This is a genomic window from Pseudomonas koreensis, from assembly GCF_025447595.1.
GTDB lineage: Bacteria > Pseudomonadota > Gammaproteobacteria > Pseudomonadales > Pseudomonadaceae > Aquipseudomonas > Aquipseudomonas koreensis_H.
Genome location: NZ_JAOEJU010000017.1, coordinates 96,994 through 118,250 on the forward strand (window position 1 = coordinate 96,994; position 21,257 = coordinate 118,250).

At 61.7% G+C, this 21,257-nt stretch carries 16 protein-coding genes; 7 read left to right on the top strand and 9 right to left on the bottom strand.

What is annotated here, in order from left to right:
• The first annotated feature begins 863 nt into the window (after window positions 1-863).
• The 7 genes from N8H71_RS19995 (at window position 864) to N8H71_RS20025 (ending at window position 10,714) form a co-directional block, all read left to right on the top strand.
• Window positions 864-2,024 carry an efflux RND transporter periplasmic adaptor subunit gene (locus N8H71_RS19995; protein WP_262195340.1) on the top strand — a complete coding sequence of 387 codons (1,161 nt, stop codon included), beginning with the start codon at window positions 864-866 and terminating at the stop codon, window positions 2,022-2,024.
• A complete protein-coding gene (locus N8H71_RS20000) occupies window positions 2,021-5,122 on the top strand; it encodes a multidrug efflux RND transporter permease subunit (protein ID WP_262195341.1) in 3,102 nt (1,033 codons plus the stop codon). The genes N8H71_RS19995 and N8H71_RS20000 overlap by 4 nt, the downstream gene beginning before the upstream one ends.
• 8 nt (window positions 5,123-5,130) lie before the next feature.
• Window positions 5,131-5,808: a heavy metal response regulator transcription factor gene (locus N8H71_RS20005; protein WP_003228008.1), complete on the top strand. Its 678-nt coding sequence runs from the start codon at window positions 5,131-5,133 to the stop codon at window positions 5,806-5,808.
• Window positions 5,798-7,162 (top strand): heavy metal sensor histidine kinase, encoded by a 1,365-nt coding sequence (locus tag N8H71_RS20010; RefSeq protein WP_262195342.1) that lies wholly within the window; start codon window positions 5,798-5,800, stop codon window positions 7,160-7,162. The genes N8H71_RS20005 and N8H71_RS20010 overlap by 11 nt, the downstream gene beginning before the upstream one ends.
• A 121-nt stretch (window positions 7,163-7,283) precedes the next feature.
• Window positions 7,284-7,505, top strand: coding sequence for a hypothetical protein (locus N8H71_RS20015; protein WP_262195343.1), 222 nt, complete (start codon window positions 7,284-7,286; stop codon window positions 7,503-7,505).
• A gap of 196 nt (window positions 7,506-7,701) precedes the next feature.
• On the top strand, window positions 7,702-9,018 hold the full coding sequence (locus N8H71_RS20020; RefSeq protein WP_262195345.1) for an OprD family porin: 1,317 nt from the start codon (window positions 7,702-7,704) through the stop codon (window positions 9,016-9,018).
• Window positions 9,019-9,208: 190 nt separating this feature from the next.
• Complete coding sequence (locus tag N8H71_RS20025; RefSeq protein ID WP_262195346.1) at window positions 9,209-10,714, top strand: sensor domain-containing diguanylate cyclase; 1,506 nt, start codon at window positions 9,209-9,211, stop codon at window positions 10,712-10,714.
• 61 nt (window positions 10,715-10,775) lie between these two features.
• Here the strand turns inward: N8H71_RS20025 and lpxC are convergent, their stop codons facing one another.
• From lpxC to murD, 9 genes are all read right to left on the bottom strand, one after another.
• Window positions 10,776-11,687, bottom strand: a complete 912-nt coding sequence (gene lpxC / locus N8H71_RS20030; RefSeq protein ID WP_262195348.1) for a UDP-3-O-acyl-N-acetylglucosamine deacetylase — start codon at window positions 11,685-11,687, stop codon at window positions 10,776-10,778.
• 112 nt (window positions 11,688-11,799) lie between these two features.
• Window positions 11,800-12,996: a cell division protein FtsZ gene (gene ftsZ, locus N8H71_RS20035; RefSeq protein ID WP_262195349.1), complete on the bottom strand. Its 1,197-nt coding sequence runs from the start codon at window positions 12,994-12,996 to the stop codon at window positions 11,800-11,802.
• Window positions 12,997-13,063: 67 nt separating this feature from the next.
• The gene (ftsA, locus tag N8H71_RS20040; RefSeq protein WP_065261511.1) at window positions 13,064-14,323 is read right to left on the bottom strand and encodes a cell division protein FtsA; all 1,260 of its coding nucleotides are present in this window, start codon (window positions 14,321-14,323) and stop codon (window positions 13,064-13,066) included.
• A gap of 15 nt (window positions 14,324-14,338) precedes the next feature.
• A complete protein-coding gene (locus N8H71_RS20045) occupies window positions 14,339-15,205 on the bottom strand; it encodes a cell division protein FtsQ/DivIB (RefSeq protein WP_007956757.1) in 867 nt (288 codons plus the stop codon).
• Window positions 15,206-15,209: 4 nt separating this feature from the next.
• Window positions 15,210-16,184, bottom strand: a complete 975-nt coding sequence (locus tag N8H71_RS20050; protein WP_007956758.1) for a D-alanine--D-alanine ligase — start codon at window positions 16,182-16,184, stop codon at window positions 15,210-15,212.
• Window positions 16,181-17,641, bottom strand: coding sequence for a UDP-N-acetylmuramate--L-alanine ligase (gene murC, locus N8H71_RS20055; protein ID WP_262195351.1), 1,461 nt, complete (start codon window positions 17,639-17,641; stop codon window positions 16,181-16,183). Before murC ends, N8H71_RS20050 begins: the two co-directional genes overlap by 4 nt.
• Window positions 17,634-18,704: an undecaprenyldiphospho-muramoylpentapeptide beta-N-acetylglucosaminyltransferase gene (gene murG / locus N8H71_RS20060; protein ID WP_011335863.1), complete on the bottom strand. Its 1,071-nt coding sequence runs from the start codon at window positions 18,702-18,704 to the stop codon at window positions 17,634-17,636. The genes murC and murG overlap by 8 nt, the downstream gene beginning before the upstream one ends.
• Window positions 18,694-19,911, bottom strand: a complete 1,218-nt coding sequence (ftsW, locus tag N8H71_RS20065) for a putative lipid II flippase FtsW (protein WP_064383958.1) — start codon at window positions 19,909-19,911, stop codon at window positions 18,694-18,696. The genes murG and ftsW overlap by 11 nt, the downstream gene beginning before the upstream one ends.
• Window positions 19,908-21,254: a UDP-N-acetylmuramoyl-L-alanine--D-glutamate ligase gene (gene murD / locus N8H71_RS20070; protein WP_262195353.1), complete on the bottom strand. Its 1,347-nt coding sequence runs from the start codon at window positions 21,252-21,254 to the stop codon at window positions 19,908-19,910. The genes ftsW and murD overlap by 4 nt, the downstream gene beginning before the upstream one ends.
• Window positions 21,255-21,257 lie beyond the last annotated feature (3 nt).

Genomic DNA, 21,257 nt, shown 5'->3' on the forward strand with positions numbered 1-21,257 from the left:
CGCAGGGTGGAAAACCGATAAGTAGGCAACCGGCCAGACCGAAGTCTGCCTGCGCACAGCCGCCGCGACGCAGTTTGCAGACGAAAGAAGACATCGGCAACGATTACGGGGAGATGCTTTGCAACTACTTGAAATCAGGTTTCCACACCTGTTCGCTGAATTGGCAGCGACAGCCAAAGACTAGAGAGCGCACTTCCGACGGACAACCTGAAAACGTTGTGGGAAGGTTCAGTAAACCCCACACATCTTTAAACATTCAAAAATGGAACGCGGAGCGTCCCGGGCTGCATTCCCACGCGGAGCGTGGGAACGATCAATCCCCACAAGATCTGGTCGGCTATCAGGCCGCCATCGCCAGCAGGCTGGCTCCCACAGAAAAGCAGTTCGCTTCTCGCTTCCCACCACTCAACACGATGAGCGTTAGCTCGAGTAAAGCTTTTGACGTGCCGGCCCCGTCGGAAGGCTGAGTGGAGGGATTTATCCGGGGGTGGGAGCGCAGCGACCGTGCGGCGAAGCCGCATGCATCGAGAGGAGGTGCAGCGAAGCAAACCGTAGGCGATGCCCCCGGATGAATCCCGGAACGAAGGAACGCCGAGCCAAAGCGAGGTGCCGAACGCCGGGGCCAAGCCTTTTGCTTACTTTTTGGCGTTTGAAAAAGGGACTCGCCGTAAGGGCGAAACCGCCAGCAGCAACACCCGCAGAAACGGATATTCACAAAGAACACCCACAACATGGTCGGCCCAAAGGCCGCCAAGCCAAAGCCGAAACTGACAGCGCCGTCAGCTAGCCGTCACCCTCCTGACCCCCAAACAAGTTTATAAAGAACCAACCTGCCCAACCTCCGTCCCCTGGCGCCCCAAAGCATGCAAACCCAGAAGAAAAAAGCCCTGCTCGCTATCCTGCTGATCGCCTTCGCAGTCGGGGCCCTGTGGTTCACCCTGAAACCCGCCCCAGCCAAACTCGCCGCCCCCACTGCCATCCCGGTCAGGGTCGTCGCCGTCAGCGAAAAAGACGTCCCCCGCTACACCAGCGGCATCGGCTCGGTCCTCTCGTTGCACAGCGTCGTGGTGCGCCCACAGATCGACGGCATCCTCACCAAGCTTTTGGTCAAGGAAGGCCAACTGGTGAAGCAAGGCGACCTGCTCGCCACCATCGACGACCGCTCGATCCGCGCCAGCCTCGACCAGGCCCGGGCGCAACTGGGCGAAAGCCAGGCGCAACTGCAAGTCGCGCTGGTCAACCTGAAACGCTACAAACTGCTCAGCGTCGACGACGGCGTGTCCAAGCAGACCTACGACCAGCAACAGGCACTGGTCAACCAACTCAAGGCCACCGCCCAGGGCAATCAAGCCTCTATCGACGCAGCGCAGGTTCAGCTTTCCTACACCCAGATTCGCTCCCCGGTTACCGGCCGCGTCGGGATTCGCACGGTCGACGAAGGCAACTTCCTGCGCATGACCGACACTCAGGGTCTGTTCACCGTGACCCAGATCGACCCGATCGCCGTCGAGTTCTCCCTGCCGCAACAAATGCTGCCGACCCTGCAAGGCCTGATCAGCGATCCACAGCGCGCGCAGGTCAAGGCCTACATCGGTGCCGATACCGACGGCGAAACCGGCAACCTGCTCGGCGAAGGCCACCTGACCCTCATCGACAACCAGATCAACGCCAACACCGGCACCATCCGCGCCAAGGCCGAGTTCGACAACCCCAACCAGAAGCTCTGGCCCGGCCTGCTGGTGACGGTAAAGATTCAGACAGCACTGGATAAAGATGCGCTGGTGGTTCCGCCTACCGTCGTACAACGCGGCCTCGATCAACACTTCGTGTACCGGGTCAACGGCGACAAGGTTGAAGCGGTGCAGGTGCAAATGGTTTATCAGGGCAGCGGTCAGGACATCATCAAGGGCGTGAAGCCCGGCGACGTATTGGTCAGTGACGGCCAGTCACGGCTCAAGCCCGGTTCGACCGTGCAGGTCATGAGCGAACCGCCGCAGGTGGTGCAAGCGGAGCCCAAGCCATGAAGCAGCACAAAGGCGTTTCGACCTGGTGCATCGATCACCCGGTGGCGACGATTCTGCTGACCATCGCGCTGGTGCTGGTCGGGGTAATTGCCTTCCCGCGTCTGCCGATTGCCCCACTGCCGGAAGCGGAATTTCCGACGATCCAGGTCTCCGCCCAATTGCCCGGTGCCAGTCCGGACACCATGGCGTCATCCGTGGCCACCCCGCTGGAGGTGCAATTCAGCGCCATCCCCGGCATGACCCAGATGACATCCAGCAGTGCGCTGGGCTCCAGCCTGCTGACTCTGCAATTCACCCTCGACAAGAGCATCGACACCGCCGCCCAGGAAGTGCAAGCCGCGATCAACACCGCCGCCGGCAAGCTGCCGAAAGACATGCCGACCCTGCCGACCTGGAAGAAGGTCAACCCGGCCGACAGCCCGGTGCTGATCCTCAGCGTCAGCTCCACGCAAATGCCCGGTACTGAACTCAGCGATCTGGTGGAAACCCTGCTCGCGCGTCAGATCAGTCAGATCGACGGCGTAGGCCAGATCAACATCACCGGTCAGCAACGTCCGGCAATCCGCGTACAGGCCTCGGCCGACAAACTGGCGGCCATCGGCCTGACCCTCGCCGATATTCGTCTGGCTATCCAGCAGACCAGCCTCAACCTCGCCAAAGGCGCGCTGTACGGCGATTCGAGCATTTCCACGCTGTCGACCAACGACCAGTTGTTCCACCCCGAGGAATACAGCCAGCTCATCGTTTCCTACAAGGACGGCGCCCCGGTTCACCTCAAGGATGTCGCGAAAGTCGTCAACGGTTCGGAAGATGCCTACGTGCAAGCCTGGGCCGGCGATCGACCGGGGGTGAACCTGGTGATCTCCCGCCAGCCCGGCGCCAACATCGTCGAAACCGTGGACCGGATTCAGGCCGCCCTGCCCGGCCTCGAAGCCATGCTGCCGGCCTCAGTGCAGGTCAAAACCCTGATCGACCGCACCCAGACCATCCGCGCCTCGCTGCATGAAGTGGAAATCACTCTGCTGATCGCGATCCTGCTGGTGGTGGCGGTAATGGCGCTGTTCCTGCGCCAGCTGTCGGCGACGATGATTGTCTCGGCGGTGCTCGGCGTGTCGTTGACCGCCAGTTTCGCGCTGATGTACCTGCTCGGTTTCAGCCTGAACAACCTGACCCTCGTCGCCATCGTGGTGGCGGTAGGGTTTGTGGTCGACGATGCGATCGTGGTGGTGGAAAACATCCACCGTCACCTCGAGGCCGGCGACAGCATGCGCGACGCTGCGATCAAGGGGGCCGGCGAGATCGGCTTCACCGTGGTGTCGATCAGTTTCTCGCTGGTGGCGGCGTTCATTCCGCTGCTGTTCATGGGCGGCGTGGTCGGGCGTTTGTTCAAGGAATTCGCCCTGACGGCCACCTCGACCATCATGATTTCCGTGGTGGTGTCCCTGACACTCGCGCCGACGCTGGCAGCGCTGTTCATGCGTAAACCGGTGCATCACGCCCATGACAAACCGGGCTTCAGCGAACGCCTGCTCGGCTGGTACGAAAAAGGCCTGCGCCGCGCCCTCGCCCACCAGAAACTGATGATCGGCGTGTTCGGCATTTCCGTCGCGCTGGCGATTGGCGGCTACGTATTTATCCCCAAGGGTTTCTTCCCGGTGCAGGACACCGGTTTCGTCCTCGGCACTACCGAAGCCGCTGCCGATATTTCCTACAGCGACATGGTGAAAAAACACCTGGCAATGGCCGAAATCGTCGCCGCCGACCCGGCCGTGCAAGCGTTTTCCCACTCGGTCGGCGTGTCCGGCAGCAACCAGACCATCGCCAACGGCCGCTTCTGGATCGCCCTGAAACCTCGCGGTGACCGAGATGTTTCAGCCAGCCAGTTCATCGACCGCATCCGTCCGCAACTGATGAAAGTCCCCGGCATCGTGCTTTACCTGCGCGCCGGCCAGGACATCAACCTCAGTTCCGGTCCGAGCCGTGCGCAGTATCAATACGTGCTCAAGAGCAACGACGGGCCGACCCTCGCCACCTGGACCCAGAAACTCACCGACAAACTGCGCAGCATTCCGGCGTTCCGTGACATTTCCAACGACCTGCAACTGGGCGGCAGCATCACTCACATCAGCATCGACCGCAGCGCCGCCGCGCGTTTCGGCCTGACGGCGAGTGATGTCGACGAGGCGCTGTACGACGCCTTCGGCCAGCGGCAGATCAACGAGTTCCAGACCCAGGTCAACCAGTACAACGTGATCCTGGAACTGGACACCAAGCAGCGCGGCAAGGCTGAAAGCCTCAACTATTTCTACCTGCGCTCGCCGCTGAGCGGAGAGATGGTGCCGCTGTCGGCGCTAGCCCGATTCGATGCGCCGACTATCGGCCCGCTGTCCATCGCCCACGACGGCATGTTCCCGGCCGCCAACCTGTCGTTCAACCTGGCGCCCGGCGTCGCGCTGGGTGACGCGGTCATCCTGCTCAATCAGGCCAAGGCCGAAATCGGCATGCCGACCGCAATCAGCGGCAACTTCCAGGGCGCGGCCCAGGCCTTCCAGAGCTCGCTGAAAAGTCAGCCGTGGCTGATTCTCGCGGCGCTGGTCGCGGTGTACATCATCCTTGGTGTGCTCTACGAGAGCTTCGTCCATCCGCTGACGATCATCTCGACTTTGCCGGCGGCGGGTCTTGGCGCAGTAATCATGCTGTGGATCTGCGGTCAGGACTTTTCGATCATGGCGCTGATCGGACTGGTGCTGCTGATCGGTATCGTGAAGAAGAACGGCATCCTGATGATCGACTTCGCCCTGGAAGCGCAGCGCCATCGCGGGCTGTCGCCGCAGGATGCGATTTTCGAAGCGTGTATCACGCGGTTCCGGCCGATCATCATGACCACCCTCGCCGCGCTGCTTGGCGCCCTGCCGCTGATGCTCGGTTACGGCACCGGCGCCGAACTGCGCCAGCCGCTGGGGATCGCGGTGGTGGGCGGATTGCTGGTCAGCCAGATGCTGACGCTGTTCACCACGCCGGTCATATACTTGTGGCTTGAGCGGCTGTTCCACAAGCCCAAACCTGCGCCCATCGCGGCGCTGGCAACGACAGACTGAGGCGGGTCATGCGCGTTCTGATTATCGAAGACGAAGAGAAAACCGCGGACTACCTGCACCGCGGCCTGACGGAACAGGGTTACACCGTGGATCTGGCCCGCGACGGTGTCGAGGGCCTGCACCTGGCGCTGGAAAGCGACTACGCGGTGATCGTCCTCGACGTGATGCTGCCGGGCCTCGACGGCTTCGGCGTATTGCGCGCATTGCGTGCGCGCAAGCAGACGCCGGTGATCATGCTCACCGCCCGCGAACGGGTCGAAGACCGGATCCGGGGCCTGCGCGACGGCGCCGACGATTACCTCGGCAAACCGTTTTCCTTCCTTGAACTGGTGGCGCGCCTGCAAGCGCTGACCCGACGCAGCGGCGGCCATGAACCGGTGCAGGTGAGCATCGCCGACCTGTGGATCGATCTGATCAGCCGCAAGGCCACCCGCGCCGGCACCCGGCTGGACCTGACGGCGAAGGAGTTTTCGCTGCTCAGCGTACTGGCCCGGCGTCAGGGCGAAATCCTCTCGAAAACCGCGATTGCTGAGATGGTCTGGGACATCAATTTCGACAGCGACGCCAACGTGGTCGAAGTCGCGATCAAACGTCTGCGGGCAAAGCTCGACGGGCCGTTCGACGAGAAACTGCTGCACACGATCCGGGGCATGGGTTATGTGCTGGAGAGCCGTGGTGTCCAGTAATTCCATCGCCCTGCGCCTGAGCGGGATGTTCACGCTGGTGGCGCTGCTGGTGTTCCTGTTGATCGGCGGCGCGCTCTATCAACAAGTGGACAAAGGCCTCGGCCTGCTGCCGGAAGCGGAACTCGATGCGCGTTACAGCGTGCTCGAATCCGCGCTTAACCGCTATGGCACCCCCGAACACTGGGTGAAAATCAACGCCAAGCTCAAGTTGCTCGGTGAAGAGGACAAACGCATCCGCTTCTGGGTGGTCAGCGGCAATCCGGGCTACGAGTTTGGCGAGCCAGATGCCTTGATCCGCGCGTTTGCCCAAGGCCCGCTGGGCATGCGTGATCTGCAACTGCCCGACCATCCTTATCCGCTGAAAGTGCTGCTCACCGAACTGCCGGCCAAGGATCAGCGCCCGCCGCTGCGCTTCATGATCGGCATCGATACCGAGACCTTTCACCAGACCCAGCATCAGTTGCTGATCGCACTGGTGAGTCTGGCGGTGATTGGCGTGCTACTGGCCTCGGCATTGGGTTACTGGGTGGCGCGGATCGGCCTCAAACCGCTGATCAGACTGTCCCACGAAGCTCAGCGTCTGGCGCCGCCGCTGCGGGCCGGGCGCCTGCGCCTGTCGCCGCTGCCGCCGGAACTGGAGCAGTTCGTCGACTCGTTCAACTCGACACTGGAACGGGTCGAGCAGGCCTATTCGCGGCTGGAATCGTTCAACGCCGACGTGGCCCATGAGCTGCGCTCGCCGTTGACCAACCTGATCGGCCAGACCCAGGTCGCCCTCACTCGCGGGCGCTCCGCCGAGCATTATTTCGAAGTGCTGCAATCCAACCTCGAAGAGCTGGAACGCCTGCGCTCGATCATCAACGACATGCTGTTCCTGGCCAGCGCCGACCAGGGCAGCAAGGCCACCAAACTGACGTCGACGTCACTGGCGGACGAAGTAGCGACCACCCTCGAATACCTCGATTACATCCTTGAAGACGCGCAAGTCCAGGTTCGGGTAAGCGGCGACGCCCAAGTGCAGATCGAGATCGCTCATCTGCGTCGGGCACTGATCAATCTGCTGAGCAACGCAGTGCAACACACTGCGCCGGGTCAGGTGATCGAAGTGCAGATCGCGGTCGAGGAACATCAGGTCAGCATCGGCGTGGCCAACCCCGGGTCACCGATTGCCAGCGAGCATTTGCCTCGGCTGTTCGAGCGTTTCTACCGGGTGGATGCTTCGCGCAGCAACAGCGGTAACAACCACGGATTGGGGCTGGCGATCGTCAAGGCGATTGCGCTGATGCATGGCGGTGATGTCTTTGTGCGCAGTGATCGCGGGATGAATACCTTCGGGATTCATTTGCCGGTCTGAGAACCACGATCATTGCCATTCCCGCAACAGTCATTTATGAAAATCACGCTGTTTCCCAACGCCCGGCAACCTTATCTTTGCCCGCACCAAACAGCACTTGCCAAGCAAGAAGGTTTTCAAGATGTCCAACAGTATGGGTATTGCCAGCGCTTTCGTTTTGTCCTCATTGATCCTGTCGCCAATGGCGATGGCTGAAGAATCGCAGTCGTTCGTAGCGCAAAACGCCGCTCGCGCTCACGCATTCGAACAGCATCAGGCAGAAGTGATGGCCAAGGCTCAAGACGCCACGCAAGCCCCTCAGGCCGCAACGTCACGGGCTCAAGCCGCCGAGAAAGACAGCTGAGTCGCACACCGCGAAACGTTTCCCTCGACGCGGTTGTTTGGCTCTTCCCGTTCAACCGTCGTCATTCCAGGCCGCTGATTTTCAGCGGCCTTTTTTCGTTGTGGTCTGAGAGCTGTCCGGTTCGTCTTTAACAATTAGAATCATCCCGCACTTCAAGACATTGAAGTGTCAGTTGACCCAAGGAGCTTTACCGCACGTGCGTTACCCAGTTCGCTTCACCCTGTTGTTCATTGCAATTGCCGCAACGATTGCCCCCGCCGCCCATGCTGCCGAAGCCGAGAAACAAGGTTTCGTCGAAGGCGCGAGCCTCAACCTCAACGCCCGCAACTACTACATGAATCGCAACCGCTTACAGAACGCGGACGACAACATCGAGTGGGGTCAGGGTTTCCTCGGCAAATTCGAGTCGGGCTACACCGAAGGCACGGTCGGCTTCGGCATCGATGCCCACGCCATGCTCGGTCTGAAGCTCGACGGTGGTGGCGGCACGGACAACTCCAGCATCCTGCCGGTCAGTGACGGCAGCGGCAAAGCGCCGGGCTCGTTCTCCACGGCGGGCGGCACCCTGAAAATGCGTGCATTCGATACCGAGTTGAAGGCAGGTGATCTGTTCCTCGCCAACCCGGTGATCGCCGGTGGCGAGACGCGCATGCTGCCGCAGACATTTCGTGGCCTCAGCCTGACCAACCACAGCTTCGACGGCTGGATGATCGAAGGCGGCCAGGCCAGTTTCACCAAGCCCTACAACCAGAGCGGCCACAAACGCATCGGCACCTCGTACGGCAGCCTCGCGGATGGCGACAAGAGCCAGCACCTGAACTGGGCCGGCGTGGCCTGGAGCGGCGTCGAAGGCCTGACCAGCAGCCTGTATGCTTCCGAACTGAAGGACATCTGGAACCAGTACTACTACGACCTCGACTACACCTGGGCGCTGAATGACCTGGTGACCCTCAACCCGGGTCTGCACTTCTATCACACGCAGGACACCGGCGACGCGCTGCTGGGCAACATCGACAACAACACCTATAGCCTGCATTTCACCGTCGGCATCGGCAGCCACAGCGTCACCGCCGCGTATCAGCGGGTCAACGGCAACACGCCGTTCGACTACATCAGCCAGGGTGACAGCGTTTACCTCGACAACTCGCAGCAATATTCGGACTTCAACGGCCCGAACGAGCGCTCGTGGAAACTCAAGTACGCCTACGACTTCGCCGGCCTCGGTCTGCCAGGCCTGACCTCGGCGCTGTCCTACTCGCGCGGCACGCTGGACCTGACCAAGGTCGATCCGGACAGTAAGGGTTACGCCTCGTGGTACAGCGCCGAAGGCCGTAACGCCAAACATTGGGAACGCGACATCGACCTCAAGTACGTGGTGCAAAGCGGTCAGGCCAAAGACCTGGCAGTACGCCTGCAATGGGCGACCAACCGTGGCGGCAACGGCTATGGCGCGCTGGATACGGACACCGATGAATACCGTGTGATCATCGACTACCCGATCAACGTCTTCTAAGATCGGCGCTAAGCTGAGGGCGGCCTCCCTGAACAGGCAGGCCACTTACACTGTGGGAGCGAGCCTGCTCGCGATAACGGAGTGTCAGTAACAGGAATGCTGACTGATTCACCGCTATCGCGAGCAAGCTCGCTCCCACATTGTTATCCACAGGCCTACTCTTAGAAGAATCCATCACCGATAGCCAACCATGATCGCGAGCCGCACCCCACCCGCCTCGGGCAAGACCGGACGTCCAGAGCTGCTGTTGATCCTCGGCAGCCTGCTGAGTGTGGTCGCGATTGTGTGCATCGTCACTTTTCTGCTGATTCGCGAGCATGCCAATGCTCAGGAAGCAGCCACCCGCAGCGCCACGACTATCGCCCAACTGATCGACGCCGATGTGTTGCGCACCGTCGAACTCTATGACCTGACACTGCAAGGTCTGATCGCCGCCGCCCAGCGTGACGACCTGAAAAGCGTGTCGCCTCAGATCCGCCACCTGGCGCTGTTCGACCGCTCCACCACCGCGCGCTTCAAGGGTGACATTCTGTTGCTCGACAAGCATGGCGAGGTGATCGCCGACTCCTCACGGGTCGAACCGCTGCCCGGCAACTTCGCCGACCGTGATTATTTCCTCGCCCATGCCTTCAACCGCGATACCGGCATGTTCATCAGCCGTCCGTTCAAACCCCGCTGCGACTGCGATGATGCGAACCAGTGGAGAATCAGTTTCAGTCGGCGGATTTCCTCGGACACCGGCGAGTTTCTGGGCGTGGCCGTGGCGTCGATGAAACTCGATTACTTCGATCAACTGTTCAACAGCCTCGACATCGGCATCGACAGCACCCTGAACATCATCAACAACGACGGCATCCTGCTGGCCCAGAAGCCTTATCTGCAAAGCGATTCGATCGGCAAGAGCTTCGCTGCCCGTCCCAATGTGGTGCGGATTCTGCGCGACAGCGGCGGCAACGGCAGTTTCAGCAGCATCTCGAGCATGGACTACCAGCAACGGCTGTACACCTATTCCCGGGTCGGCAATCTGCCGCTGACAGTGATCGTTGCCCTGTCCAGCGATGAAGTGTTCGGCGCGTGGAAACGCACGGCGATTCTGATCAGCGGCGCCACAGGTGTGCTCTGTATCGGCCTGCTGTGGTTGACCTGGCTGCTGGCCCGGGAGCTGCGTTTGCGTCATCGCGCCGAACGTGAACTGGCGCAACTGGCAGCGACCGATGCCCTGACCGGTGTCGCCAACCGGCGGATGCTCGATCAGTCGCTGCGGCACGAATGGTTTCGTGCCCAGCGCTCGGGCAAACCGTTGTCGTTGCTGATGGTCGATGCCGATCACTTCAAGGCATTCAACGACCGGCATGGCCATCAGGCCGGAGATCAGGCGCTGCGTGAACTGGCGAGGGTGATCACCGCCAATGTGCGGCGGCCGGCGGACCTGGTGGCACGTTATGGCGGTGAGGAATTTTCGGTGATCCTCGCGGAAACCGATGGCGTCGGGGCGCAGCAGATCGCCGAGCACATTCGTGCGGCGGTGGAGCAACTGCCGAGCGTGAACGAAGGCCAGTCGCCAATGACTGTAAGCATCGGCATCAGCACCTGGACGGCGACGAGCGAGATCAGCCTGGAGCAGTTGTTGTTCGCGGCGGACAGGGCGTTGTACCAGGCCAAGGAAGGTGGCCGGAACCGAGTCGTCGTGGCCTGAAAACAGGCATAAAAAAAGGCCACCCAAAGGTGGCCTTCAAAAAACTAGAGAGGTTTTTTACTTACACCGCCGCAACCGGGCGCATGTAAGAGATTGGTGCAGTGCTGGCGTCTTCGAACGTCACGACTTCCCACGCATCTTTCTGCTCAATCAACTTGCGCAGTAGCTGGTTGTTCAGTGCGTGGCCGGACTTGAAGCCCTTGAACTCACCAATCAGGCTGTTACCCAGCAGGTACAGATCGCCAATTGCATCGAGGATCTTGTGCTTCACGAATTCGTCTTCGTAGCGAAGGCCGTCTTCGTTCAGTACGCCATCGGCATCGACCACGATCGCGTTTTCCACGCTGCCGCCGAGTGCGAGGTTGTGCTTGCGCAGGTACTCGATGTCACTCATGAAACCGAAAGTACGGGCGCGGCTGACTTCTTTAACAAACGAAGTGCTGGAAAAGTCCACGCTTGCACTTTGGGTGCGGTCCCGGAAAACCGGGTGATCGAAATCGATCTCGAAGCTCACCTTGAATCCGTCGAAAGGGACGAAAGTGGCGCGCTTGTCGCCGTCTTCCACTGTCACTTCACGCAGGATGCGGATGAATTTCTTGGCAGCGTCCTGTTCTTCCAGGCCAGCCGATTGAATCAGGAATACGAAAGGTCCAGCGCTGCCATCCATGATCGGGACTTCAGACGCGGAGAGCTCGACGTAGGCGTTATCGATGCCCAGGCCAGCCATGGCCGAGAGCAAGTGCTCCACCGTGTCTACCTTCACGTCACCGTTGACCAGCGTCGTCGACATGGTTGTCTCGCCGACATTGGCCGCGCGAGCCGGGATCTCGACAACCGGATCGAGGTCGGCACGGCGAAAGACGATCCCGGTGTCGACTGGTGCAGGCTTGAGGGTCAGGTAAACCTTCTCCCCGGAGTGCAGACCTACACCGGTGGCACGGATAATATTTTTCAGTGTGCGTTGTTTAATCATGGCATGGGCCGCTTCAGCGCAAATTGCGAACTGGTATCAACAAAGGCTGGCGATGATAGCAGACCGAGCCTTTGCTGAACACCAATCACCTGAATACCCCTGATACATTTCATCAATCGGCCTGACGACGCAGGAAAGCCGGGATGTCCAGGTAGTCCAGGTCATCTTGCGGATTCATCTTCGCGGCAGTCGCAGCACCGGCCTGAGCCTGGTTGCGCATGACGGTCGGACGGTCCAGGTCACGGTAGTTCACCGATGGCTGTTCCTGACGAGCGGGCGCCGGTTGTTGTACCTGAGCGGCAGCCATCGAGGTGTGAACGGTGTTGTCGATCACCTTCACAGGTTTCTCGATTTTCGCGCCCAGACCGGTGGCAACCACAGTCACGTGCAGTTCGTCGCGCATGTCCGGATCGATAACGGTACCGACCTTGACCATCGCGTGCTCGGAAGCGAAGGCTTCGATGATCGAACCCACGTCGGAGTACTCACCCAGGGACAGATCAGGACCGGCAGTGATGTTCACCAGGATGCCGCGTGCACCTTGCAGGTTCACGTCTTCCAGCAACGGGTTGCGGATGGCCGCTTCGGTCGCTTCACGTGCACGGTTCGGACCGCTGGCGCAGCCAGTGCCCATCATCGCCATGCCCATTTCGCTCATCACGGTGCGTACGTCGGCGAAGTCGACGTTGATCATGCCCGGACGCTTGATGATGTCGGAGATACCGCGAACGGCACCGGCCAGTACATCGTCAGCCTTGGCGAAAGCCGACAGCAGGCTTGCGTCCTTGCCGAGGATGGTCAGCAGTTTTTCGTTCGGAATGGTGATCAGCGAGTCGACGCTTTCCGAGAGCATGCGGATGCCTTCGTCGGCGATCTGCATACGCTTGCGGCCTTCGAACGGGAACGGACGGGTCACGACCGCAACGGTCAGGATGCCCATTTCCTTGGCCACTTCGGCGATGATCGGCGCAGCACCGGTACCGGTACCGCCGCCCATGCCGGTGGTGATGAACACCATGTTGGTGCCGGCCAGCACTTCAGCGATGCGCTCGCGATCTTCCAGCGCAGCCTGACGGCCGACTTCCGGGTTGGCGCCGGCGCCCAGGCCTTTGGTCACGCCGGTGCCCAGTTGCAGAATGGTGCGAGCGCCGATGTTTTTCAGCGCTTGAGCATCGGTGTTGGCGCAGATGAATTCCACGCCTTCGATGTTGCTCTTGACCATGTGGTTGACAGCGTTGCCGCCGCCACCGCCAACACCGATAACTTTGATTACCGGGCTTGCGGGGATGTTGTCTACGAGTTCGAACATTTTCCCTCTCCTTACATTCTCTAGTTTTTTCGCCTACTGCTGTTTGTTGCGGTGCTGCGGTAAAGCTTTAGAAGTTGCCTTGAACCCACTTCTTCAAACGGTCCAGCAACGGCGCCTGCGGCTCATCGTTGCTGTAGCTGTCGCGGCTGCCGATGCCCGAGAACGAGATCCCGTCGGACTGCTTCTGCAGGCCGTACATCAACAAGCCAACGCCAGTGGAATAAATCGGGTTGCGTACCACGTCATCCAGACCTTTCACGCCATGCGGCACGCCCAGGCGGACCGGCATGTGGAAGATTTCTTCGGCAAGTTCGGTAGCGCCTTCCATCTTCGAGGTACCACCGGTCAGCACGATGCCGGCCGGGATCAGGTCTTCGTAGCCGCTGCGGCGCAGCTCGGCCTGGATCAGGGTGAACAGTTCGTCGTAACGCGGCTCGACCACTTCGGCCAGGGCCTGACGGGACAGTTCGCGCGGGGGACGGTCGCCGACGCTCGGCACCTTGATGGTTTCGCCGGCACCGGCCAGTTTGGCCAGGGCGCAGGCGTAGCGGATCTTGATCTCTTCGGCGTACTGGGTCGGGGTGCGCAACGCCATGGCGATGTCGTTGGTCACCTGATCGCCCGCGATCGGGATCACGGCCGTGTGGCGGATCGCGCCTTCGGTGAAGATCGCGATGTCGGTGGTGCCGCCGCCGATGTCGACCAGGCACACGCCCAGCTCTTTCTCGTCGTCGGTCAGAACCGAGTAGGCCGAGGCCAGTTGCTCGAGAATGATGTCGTCGATTTCCAGACCGCAGCGACGCACGCATTTTTCAATGTTCTGTGCGGCGTTGACGGCGCAGGTGACCACGTGAACCTTGGCTTCCAGACGCACGCCGGACATGCCCAGCGGCTCGCGCACGCCTTCCTGGTTATCGATCACGTAATCCTGCGGCAGGGTGTGCAGCACACGCTGGTCGGCCGGGATCGCAACAGCCTGGGCGGCGTCGAGTACGCGCTCCAGATCCGCCGAGCTGACTTCGCGATCGCGGATCGCGACGATGCCGTGGGAGTTCAGGCTGCGGATGTGATTGCCCGCCACGCCGACGAACGCCGAGTGAATGCGGCAGCCCGCCATCAGTTGGGCTTCTTCGATCGCACGCTGGATCGACTGCACGGTGGACTCGATGTTGACCACCACGCCTTTTTTCAGGCCACGGGACGGATGAGTGCCGATCCCGACGATATCGAGCGTGCCGTCGTCCGCAACCTCGCCGACCAGCGCCACCACTTTGGAGGTGCCGATATCGAGACCGACGATCATTTTGCCGCTTTGCACGTTTGCCATGGGTCCTGCCTCTTCTTAATTCTTTGCGACAGCGGGTTGGGCTGTCGTCGGCGCTACTGGTTCCCGCCAGCCAACAGCGAGGCCGTTGGCATAGCGCAGATCGATGCGCGCAATGTTCGTAATCTGTTCTTTGAGCGTCTTGTCATAGATGGCAATGAAGCGGCGCATCTTTTCCACCAGGTTGCCGCGCCCCAGCAGCAGCTCGATCCCGGGGCCGGAACTGCCGGCACCGGTGGTCAGGAACCAGCTACCGCGTTCACGCAGCTCGAGCCGTGCAATCGAGAAGCCCAATGGCCGGAGCATCTGGCTCAGCACCTGATATTGCTGCATCACTTGCTGCTGGGCCCGCTGCGGACCGAACAGCTGCGGCAGGTGTTCGTAGTTCGCCAGTTCCTTGGGCGTGAACGCCTGGCCCTGGTTGTTGAGCAACGACTCGTCACCCCAGCGGGCCACCGGCAGTTGTTCTTCAAGGCGGATCACCACCTGGTCCGGCCACACCCTGCGTACTTCGGCGTGGGCGATCCACGGCATCTGTTCCAGCTCGGTGCGCATGCTCGCCAGGTCGATGGTGAAGAAGCTCGACGCCACGTACGGGGCGATCCGCTGCTGCACCGCTTGCTGGCTGATGTAACTCAGGTCGCCCTGCACCGCGATCTTGGTGATCGGCCGGTCAGCGTACGGCAACAAACGCTGTGCACCTTCGTAAGTGCCGAACCCCAGGGCCACCAGCAGCACCGGCCAGAACAGACCTTTCAAAAAGCCGAAGTTGGCTTTTGGCAGGCGCGCGGACATCGGCTCTTTGGCCACCATTCGGCTGGCACCCCGCGGCACCGGCTTGCGGCCGGGTGCGGGTGGCTGATGTCTGAGCTGTGCGCCTTGCATGGTCTTAACCTCGCGCCTCTTTCTTGCCATCGGCATCGACACTGGCGGCCAGAATGGCCAGGACCAGTTGCTGGAAATCCAGACCGGCCGCTTTCGCCGCCATCGGTACCAGGCTGTGATCGGTCATGCCGGGAGCGGTGTTGACTTCCAGGAACCAGAACTTGCCGTCGGCGTCCTGCATCACGTCCGCCCTGCCCCAACCGGCAATACCCAGCGCCTCGCAGGCTTGCGCCGTGAGGTCCATGAGTTCTTTTTCCTTGGCGGCATCGAGCCCGCACGGAATCCGATACTGGGTATCGTTGGCGATGTACTTGGCGTCGTAGTCGTAGAACGTGTGTGGCGTACCCAGGGCGATAGGAGGCAACACCTGGTCACGCAGGGTGGCGATGGTGAACTCCGGACCGTGGATCCATTGCTCGACCAACACTTGCGAATCGTAGGTACTGGCCGCTTTCCATGCGTCGATCAACTCGGACGCAGAACTCACTTTGGCCATCCCGATACTTGAACCTTCATGCGCCGGTTTGACGATCAAAGGGAAGCCCAGTTCCGTCGCTGCCGAAATACAATCGGCCTCGCTGCGCAGCACGGCGTGACGCGGCGTCGGAATTCCGAGCGTGTGCCAGACCTGCTTGGTGCGCAGCTTGTCCATCGCCAGCGCCGAAGCCAGGATGCCGCTGCCGGTGTACGGGATGCCGGCCACTTCGAGCAGGCCCTGCATGCTGCCGTCTTCACCGCCGCGACCGTGGAGGATGATGAACGCGCGGTCGATCTTCTCGCTCAGCAGACGTTGCAGAATGTCGGCGCCGACGTCGATGCCGAACGCATCCACACCCGCGCTTTGCAGCGCAGTGAGCACGGCATTGCCGGACTTCAGCGAGACTTCACGCTCGGCACTCAGGCCACCGAACAGCACGGCCACACGGCCGAAGTCTTTTGGGGCGATGGTGGAGAACAGATTGGCGTAGGCAGCAGTCATTTCAACTTCCCCTCGACCGATGCCGCTACGGCACCGGCGAACAACTCGCTTTTCAACAGTTTCGGTGCGAGACCGCCGATATCACCGGCGCCCTGGCACAGCAGAATGTCCCCGGCACGCAACAGCGGCTTGACCACCGGTGCCAGGTCGACGCCGCGCTCGATGTAGATCGGATCGAGCTGACCGCGCTGACGGATGCTGTTGCACAGCTTGCGGCTGTCAGCGCCCGGGATCGGCTCTTCGCCGGCTGGATAGACTTCCATCAGCAGCAGCACGTTGGCGTCGGCCAGTACATTGACGAAATCGTCGTACAGGTCGCGGGTGCGGCTGTAGCGGTGCGGCTGGTAGACCATCACCAGACGGCGCTCCGGCCAGCCACCGCGCACGGCTTTGATCACGGCCGCGACTTCGGTCGGGTGGTGACCGTAGTCGTCGACCAGCATCACATTGCCGTCGTCCACCGGCAGTTCGCCGTAGACCTGGAAGCGTCGGCCGACACCCTGGAACCCGGACAGGCCCTGGACGATGGCTTCGTCGCTGACACCTTCGTCGGTGGCGATGCAGATGGTTGCCAGAGAGTTGAGCACGTTATGGTTGCCGGGCATGTTCACCGAGACTTCCAGCGGCTCGCGATCAGGGCGCAGCACGGTGAAGAAGGTCTGCATGCCCTGCTGGCGAACATTGATCGCGCGCACGTCGGCGTCTTCGCTGAAGCCATAAGTCACGGTCGGACGCTTGACCAGCGGCAGGATTTCACGCACCACCGGATCGTCCAGGCACATCACCGCCAGACCATAGAACGGCAGGTTGTGCAGGAACTCGACGAAGGTTTTCTTCAGTTTGTTGAAGTCACCGTCGTAGGTTGCCATGTGGTCGGCGTCGATGTTGGTGACCACGGCCACCAGCGGTTGCAGGTGCAGGAAGCTGGCGTCGCTTTCATCGGCTTCGGCGATCAGGTAACGGCTGGTGCCGAGCTGGGCATTGGTGCCCGCGGCGTTCAGACGGCCACCGATGACGAAGGTCGGATCCAGGCCACCGGCCGCGAACACCGAAGCGATCAGGCTGGTGGTGGTGGTCTTGCCGTGGGTACCGGCAACGGCGATGCCGTGGCGATAGCGCATCAGTTCGGCGAGCATCTCGGCACGCGGCACCACCGGGATGCGGCGTTCCAAAGCGGTCGCCACTTCCGGGTTGGAGGTATTGACGGCGCTCGACACCACCAGCACATCGGCGGCAGCGGCGTTCTCGGCACGGTGGCCGATGAAGATCTGCGCACCGAAGGATTCCAGGCGCTCGGTCACTGGCGAAGCTTTCAGGTCGGAGCCCGACACTTCATAGCCCAGGTTCAGCAGCACTTCGGCAATACCGCACATGCCCACGCCGCCGATCCCGACGAAGTGGATGCGACGGATGCGGCGCATTTCCGGTTGCGGCATGGCTTTCTGATTCTCAACCATGGGCCACCTCCAGACAGGTATCGACCACGCTACGGGTGGCTTCGGGTTTCGCCAGACGGCGGGCCGCTTGGGCCATTTGTTCGAGTCGTTGCGGTTGCATCAAGACCTCTGTCAGGCGCGCGGCAAGGTCCGCGGCGCCAGTCGTTCTTTGCGGCATCAGGAAGGCAGCGCCTTCGCGGGCCAAATAATCGGCGTTGCGGGTCTGGTGATCGTCGATCGCGTGGGGCAAGGGCACCAGCATCGAGGGCAGACCGGCGGCGGCCAGTTCGCTGATGGTCAATGCGCCGGCGCGGCACACCACCAGGTCAGCCCAGCCATAGGCCTGGGCCATGTCTTTGATGAACGGCTGCACCTGCGCATCCACGCCGGCGGCGCGGTAGCGCTCTGCAGTCACTTCATCGTGGTTTCTGCCAGCCTGATGGAACACTTCCGGACGCAAGTCGGCAGCGACTTGTGCCAGGGCTTCAGGCAGCAACTTGTTCAACGGCTCTGCGCCCAGGCTTCCGCCCAGGATCAGCAAACGCGCCTTGCGTCCGGCCAGGGCCGGGCGCGGTGTTTCGAGGAACAGCTCGCTGCGCACCGGATTGCCGGTGGTACGGCGGCTGTCCGACAGGGTAAAGGTGTCGGGGAAGGCTTCACACACCCGGGCGGCGAACGGCACCAGCAACCGATTGGCGGTGCCGGCCACGGCGTTCTGCTCATGAACGATCACCGGCACGCCGGCCAGTTTGGCGGCAAGACCACCAGGGCCGGTCACATAACCGCCGAATCCGACCACGCATACCGGACGCAGGCGGCGAATGATCGCCCGCGCCTGCCACACCGATTTCAGCAGCATGAACGGCGCCTTGAGCAGCGACAGCTTGCCCTTGCCGCGCAGGCCAGTGGCGTTGATGCGGTGCAATTCAAGACCCGCCGCCGGCACCAGATCGTTCTCGATCCCACGCGGTGTGCCGAGCCAGTGCACGGTGTAGCCGCGCGCCTGGAATTCGCGGGCACAGGCCAGCGCCGGGAACACGTGGCCACCGGTACCGCCGGCCATGATCAATACGTTAGCGCCCATGGTTCGGCTCCTCGGCGAAGTCGCTCTCATGGAATTCCATCTCTTCACTGCCCAGGTGGGTCCGGCTCTCCCACTCGATCCTCAGCAACAGGCCAAGGCAGGCGCAGCAGATCACCAGGGAACTGCCGCCATAACTGAGGAACGGCAGGGTCAGGCCCTTGGTCGGCAGCAGGCCGACGTTCACGCCGATGTTGATCAGGAACTGGCCGATCCACAGGAACGACAGGCCGTAGGCAACATAAGCGGCAAAAAACTGTTTGGCTTTCTCGGCCCACAGACCGATGTACATGCCGCGAATACACACGAACACGAACAGCGCTACGGTGCACAGCGAGCCCACGGCGCCGAGCTCTTCGGCCAGGACCGAGAACACGAAGTCGGTGTGCGCTTCCGGCAGGTAGAACTGCTTCTGCACGCTGTTGCCCAGGCCAACGCCCAGCCATTCACCGCGACCGAATGCGATCAAGGCTTGGGACAACTGATAACCGGCGCCGAACTGGTCGGCCCACGGGTCGGCGAAGTTGGTCAGACGCGCCATCCGGTACGGCTGCATCTGAATCAGCAACACCACCGCACCGACGGCCAGCACCACCATCAGCGAGAACCGGAACAGCCCGACCCCGCCGAGGAACAGCATCGCCGCCGCAGCGCCCATCATCACGACGGTGGCACCGAAGTCCGGCTCCATCAGCAGCAGGCCCGCCATCGGCAGCAGCACGATGAACGGCTTGAAGAAGCCCATCCAGCTCTCGCGCACTTCTTTCTGGCGACGCACCAGGTAACCGGCGAGGTAGATCACCACGAACACCTTGGCGATCTCGGAAGGCTGGACGTTAAAGAAGCTGAAACCGATCCAGCGCATCGAACCGTTCACCTCACGTCCGATACCCGGGATGATCACCATCACCAGTAATCCGAACGCGCCGATCAGCATCATCCAGCCCAGTCGTTGCCAGGTGGCAATCGGGATCATCATCGTGACGATGCACGCACCCAGGCCCAGCACCACATAAATAAGGTGGCGAATCATGTAATACAGTGGGCTGCCCGATTGCACGGCCGCCACTTCGGTGGAGGCCGAGGCGATCATGATCAGACCCAGGCCGAGCAGCGCCAGGCAACCGGCGAGCATCGGGAAGTCGAGGTCGATTCCGCGTCCGGTGATCAGCGGCGACGGGTATGGCTTGATGATGTTTCTCAAGCTCATGCCAGATCCTCCACGGCGCGGACGAACTGGTGACCACGGTCTTCGTAATTCTTGAACATGTCGAAACTGGCGCAGGCCGGCGACAGCAGCACCACGTCACCCGGTTGGGCGGCGGCGCGGCATTTCTCGACGGCGTCGATCAGTGTGGTGGCGCGGATCAACGGCACGGCGTCGCCGATGGCTTCGCCGATCTTGTCGGAGTCGCGGCCCATCAGGATCACGGCGTGGCAATGAGCGGCGACCGGATCTCGCATGTCCTTGAACTCGGCACCCTTGCCGTCGCCACCGGCGATCAGCACGACCTTGCCGGTGATGTCCGCACCCAGGCCTTCGATGGCGGCCAGTGCGGCGCCGACGTTGGTGGCTTTGGAATCGTTGTAGTAACCGACGCCGTCCAGATCACGCACCCACTGGCAACGGTGTTCGAGACCGGCGAAGGTGCGCAGTGCTGCCAGCATGGCGTCGAACGGCAGCCCGACCGCGTGGCCGAGCGCCAGCGCCGCCAGGGCATTGGACTGGTTGTGGGCGCCGCGAATCTTCAATTCGCGCACCGGCATCAGGTTCTGGAATTCGAAGGCCAGGTATTTCTCGCCATTCTCTTCGCGCAGGCCGAATGCCTTGAAATCGGGTTTGGTCAGGCCGAAGGTCCAGCATGGCTGGCCTTCGCCCATCAGCGGACGGGTCAAGGCGTCCTGACGGTTGACCACGAACTGCTTCGCACCGCGGAAGATCCGGTGCTTGGCCAGGTGATAGGCCGGCAGACCGCTGTAGCGGTCCATGTGGTCTTCGCTGATATTGAGCACAGTCGCCACTTCGGCGTTGAGCTGGTCGGTGGTTTCCAGCTGGAAGCTCGACAGTTCCATCACGTACAGCTCGACGTCATCGCTGAGCAGATCCAGCGCCGGCGTACCGAGGTTGCCGCCCACGGCCACGCGTTTGCCGGCCGCAGCCGCCATCTCGCCGACCAGGGTGGTGACGGTGCTTTTTGCGTTGGAACCGCTGATGGCCACGATCGGCGCCTTCGCGTTACGCGCGAACAGCTCGATATCGCCGGACAGCTTCACGCCACGGGCCGCGGCGGCTTGCAGGGCCGGGGTCGCCAGCGCCAGGCCGGGGCTCACGTAGAGCTCGTCGGCACGGCACAGGAATTCGACGTCCAGCTCGCCACAACGCACTTCCACGTGCGGATAGTCACGCTGGAGCGTGGCCAGTTCCGGTGGATTTTCCCGCGTGTCGGCCACGGCAAACGCCACGCCCCGGTTCGCCAGGAAGCGAACCAGGGACATGCCGCTCTTGCCGAGGCCGACAACGATGCGGAAGTGGTCAGAAGCGATCAGAGACACTCG

Excerpts from the sequence above, each read along its gene's own strand:
- N8H71_RS19995 (WP_262195340.1), top strand. The coding sequence starts at position 864 with ATGCAAACCCAGAAGAAAAAAGCCCTGCTCGCTATCCTGCTGATCGCC.
- N8H71_RS20000 (WP_262195341.1), top strand. The coding sequence starts at position 2,021 with ATGAAGCAGCACAAAGGCGTTTCGACCTGGTGCATCGATCACCCGGTG.
- N8H71_RS20005 (WP_003228008.1), top strand. The coding sequence starts at position 5,131 with ATGCGCGTTCTGATTATCGAAGACGAAGAGAAAACCGCGGACTACCTG.
- N8H71_RS20015 (WP_262195343.1), top strand. The coding sequence starts at position 7,284 with ATGTCCAACAGTATGGGTATTGCCAGCGCTTTCGTTTTGTCCTCATTG.
- N8H71_RS20025 (WP_262195346.1), top strand. The coding sequence starts at position 9,209 with ATGATCGCGAGCCGCACCCCACCCGCCTCGGGCAAGACCGGACGTCCA.
- lpxC (WP_262195348.1), bottom strand. The coding sequence starts at position 11,687 with ATGATTAAACAACGCACACTGAAAAATATTATCCGTGCCACCGGTGTA.
- ftsZ (WP_262195349.1), bottom strand. The coding sequence starts at position 12,996 with ATGTTCGAACTCGTAGACAACATCCCCGCAAGCCCGGTAATCAAAGTT.
- ftsA (WP_065261511.1), bottom strand. The coding sequence starts at position 14,323 with ATGGCAAACGTGCAAAGCGGCAAAATGATCGTCGGTCTCGATATCGGC.
- N8H71_RS20045 (WP_007956757.1), bottom strand. The coding sequence starts at position 15,205 with ATGCAAGGCGCACAGCTCAGACATCAGCCACCCGCACCCGGCCGCAAG.
- N8H71_RS20050 (WP_007956758.1), bottom strand. The coding sequence starts at position 16,184 with ATGACTGCTGCCTACGCCAATCTGTTCTCCACCATCGCCCCAAAAGAC.
- murC (WP_262195351.1), bottom strand. The coding sequence starts at position 17,641 with ATGGTTGAGAATCAGAAAGCCATGCCGCAACCGGAAATGCGCCGCATC.
- murG (WP_011335863.1), bottom strand. The coding sequence starts at position 18,704 with ATGGGCGCTAACGTATTGATCATGGCCGGCGGTACCGGTGGCCACGTG.
- ftsW (WP_064383958.1), bottom strand. The coding sequence starts at position 19,911 with ATGAGCTTGAGAAACATCATCAAGCCATACCCGTCGCCGCTGATCACC.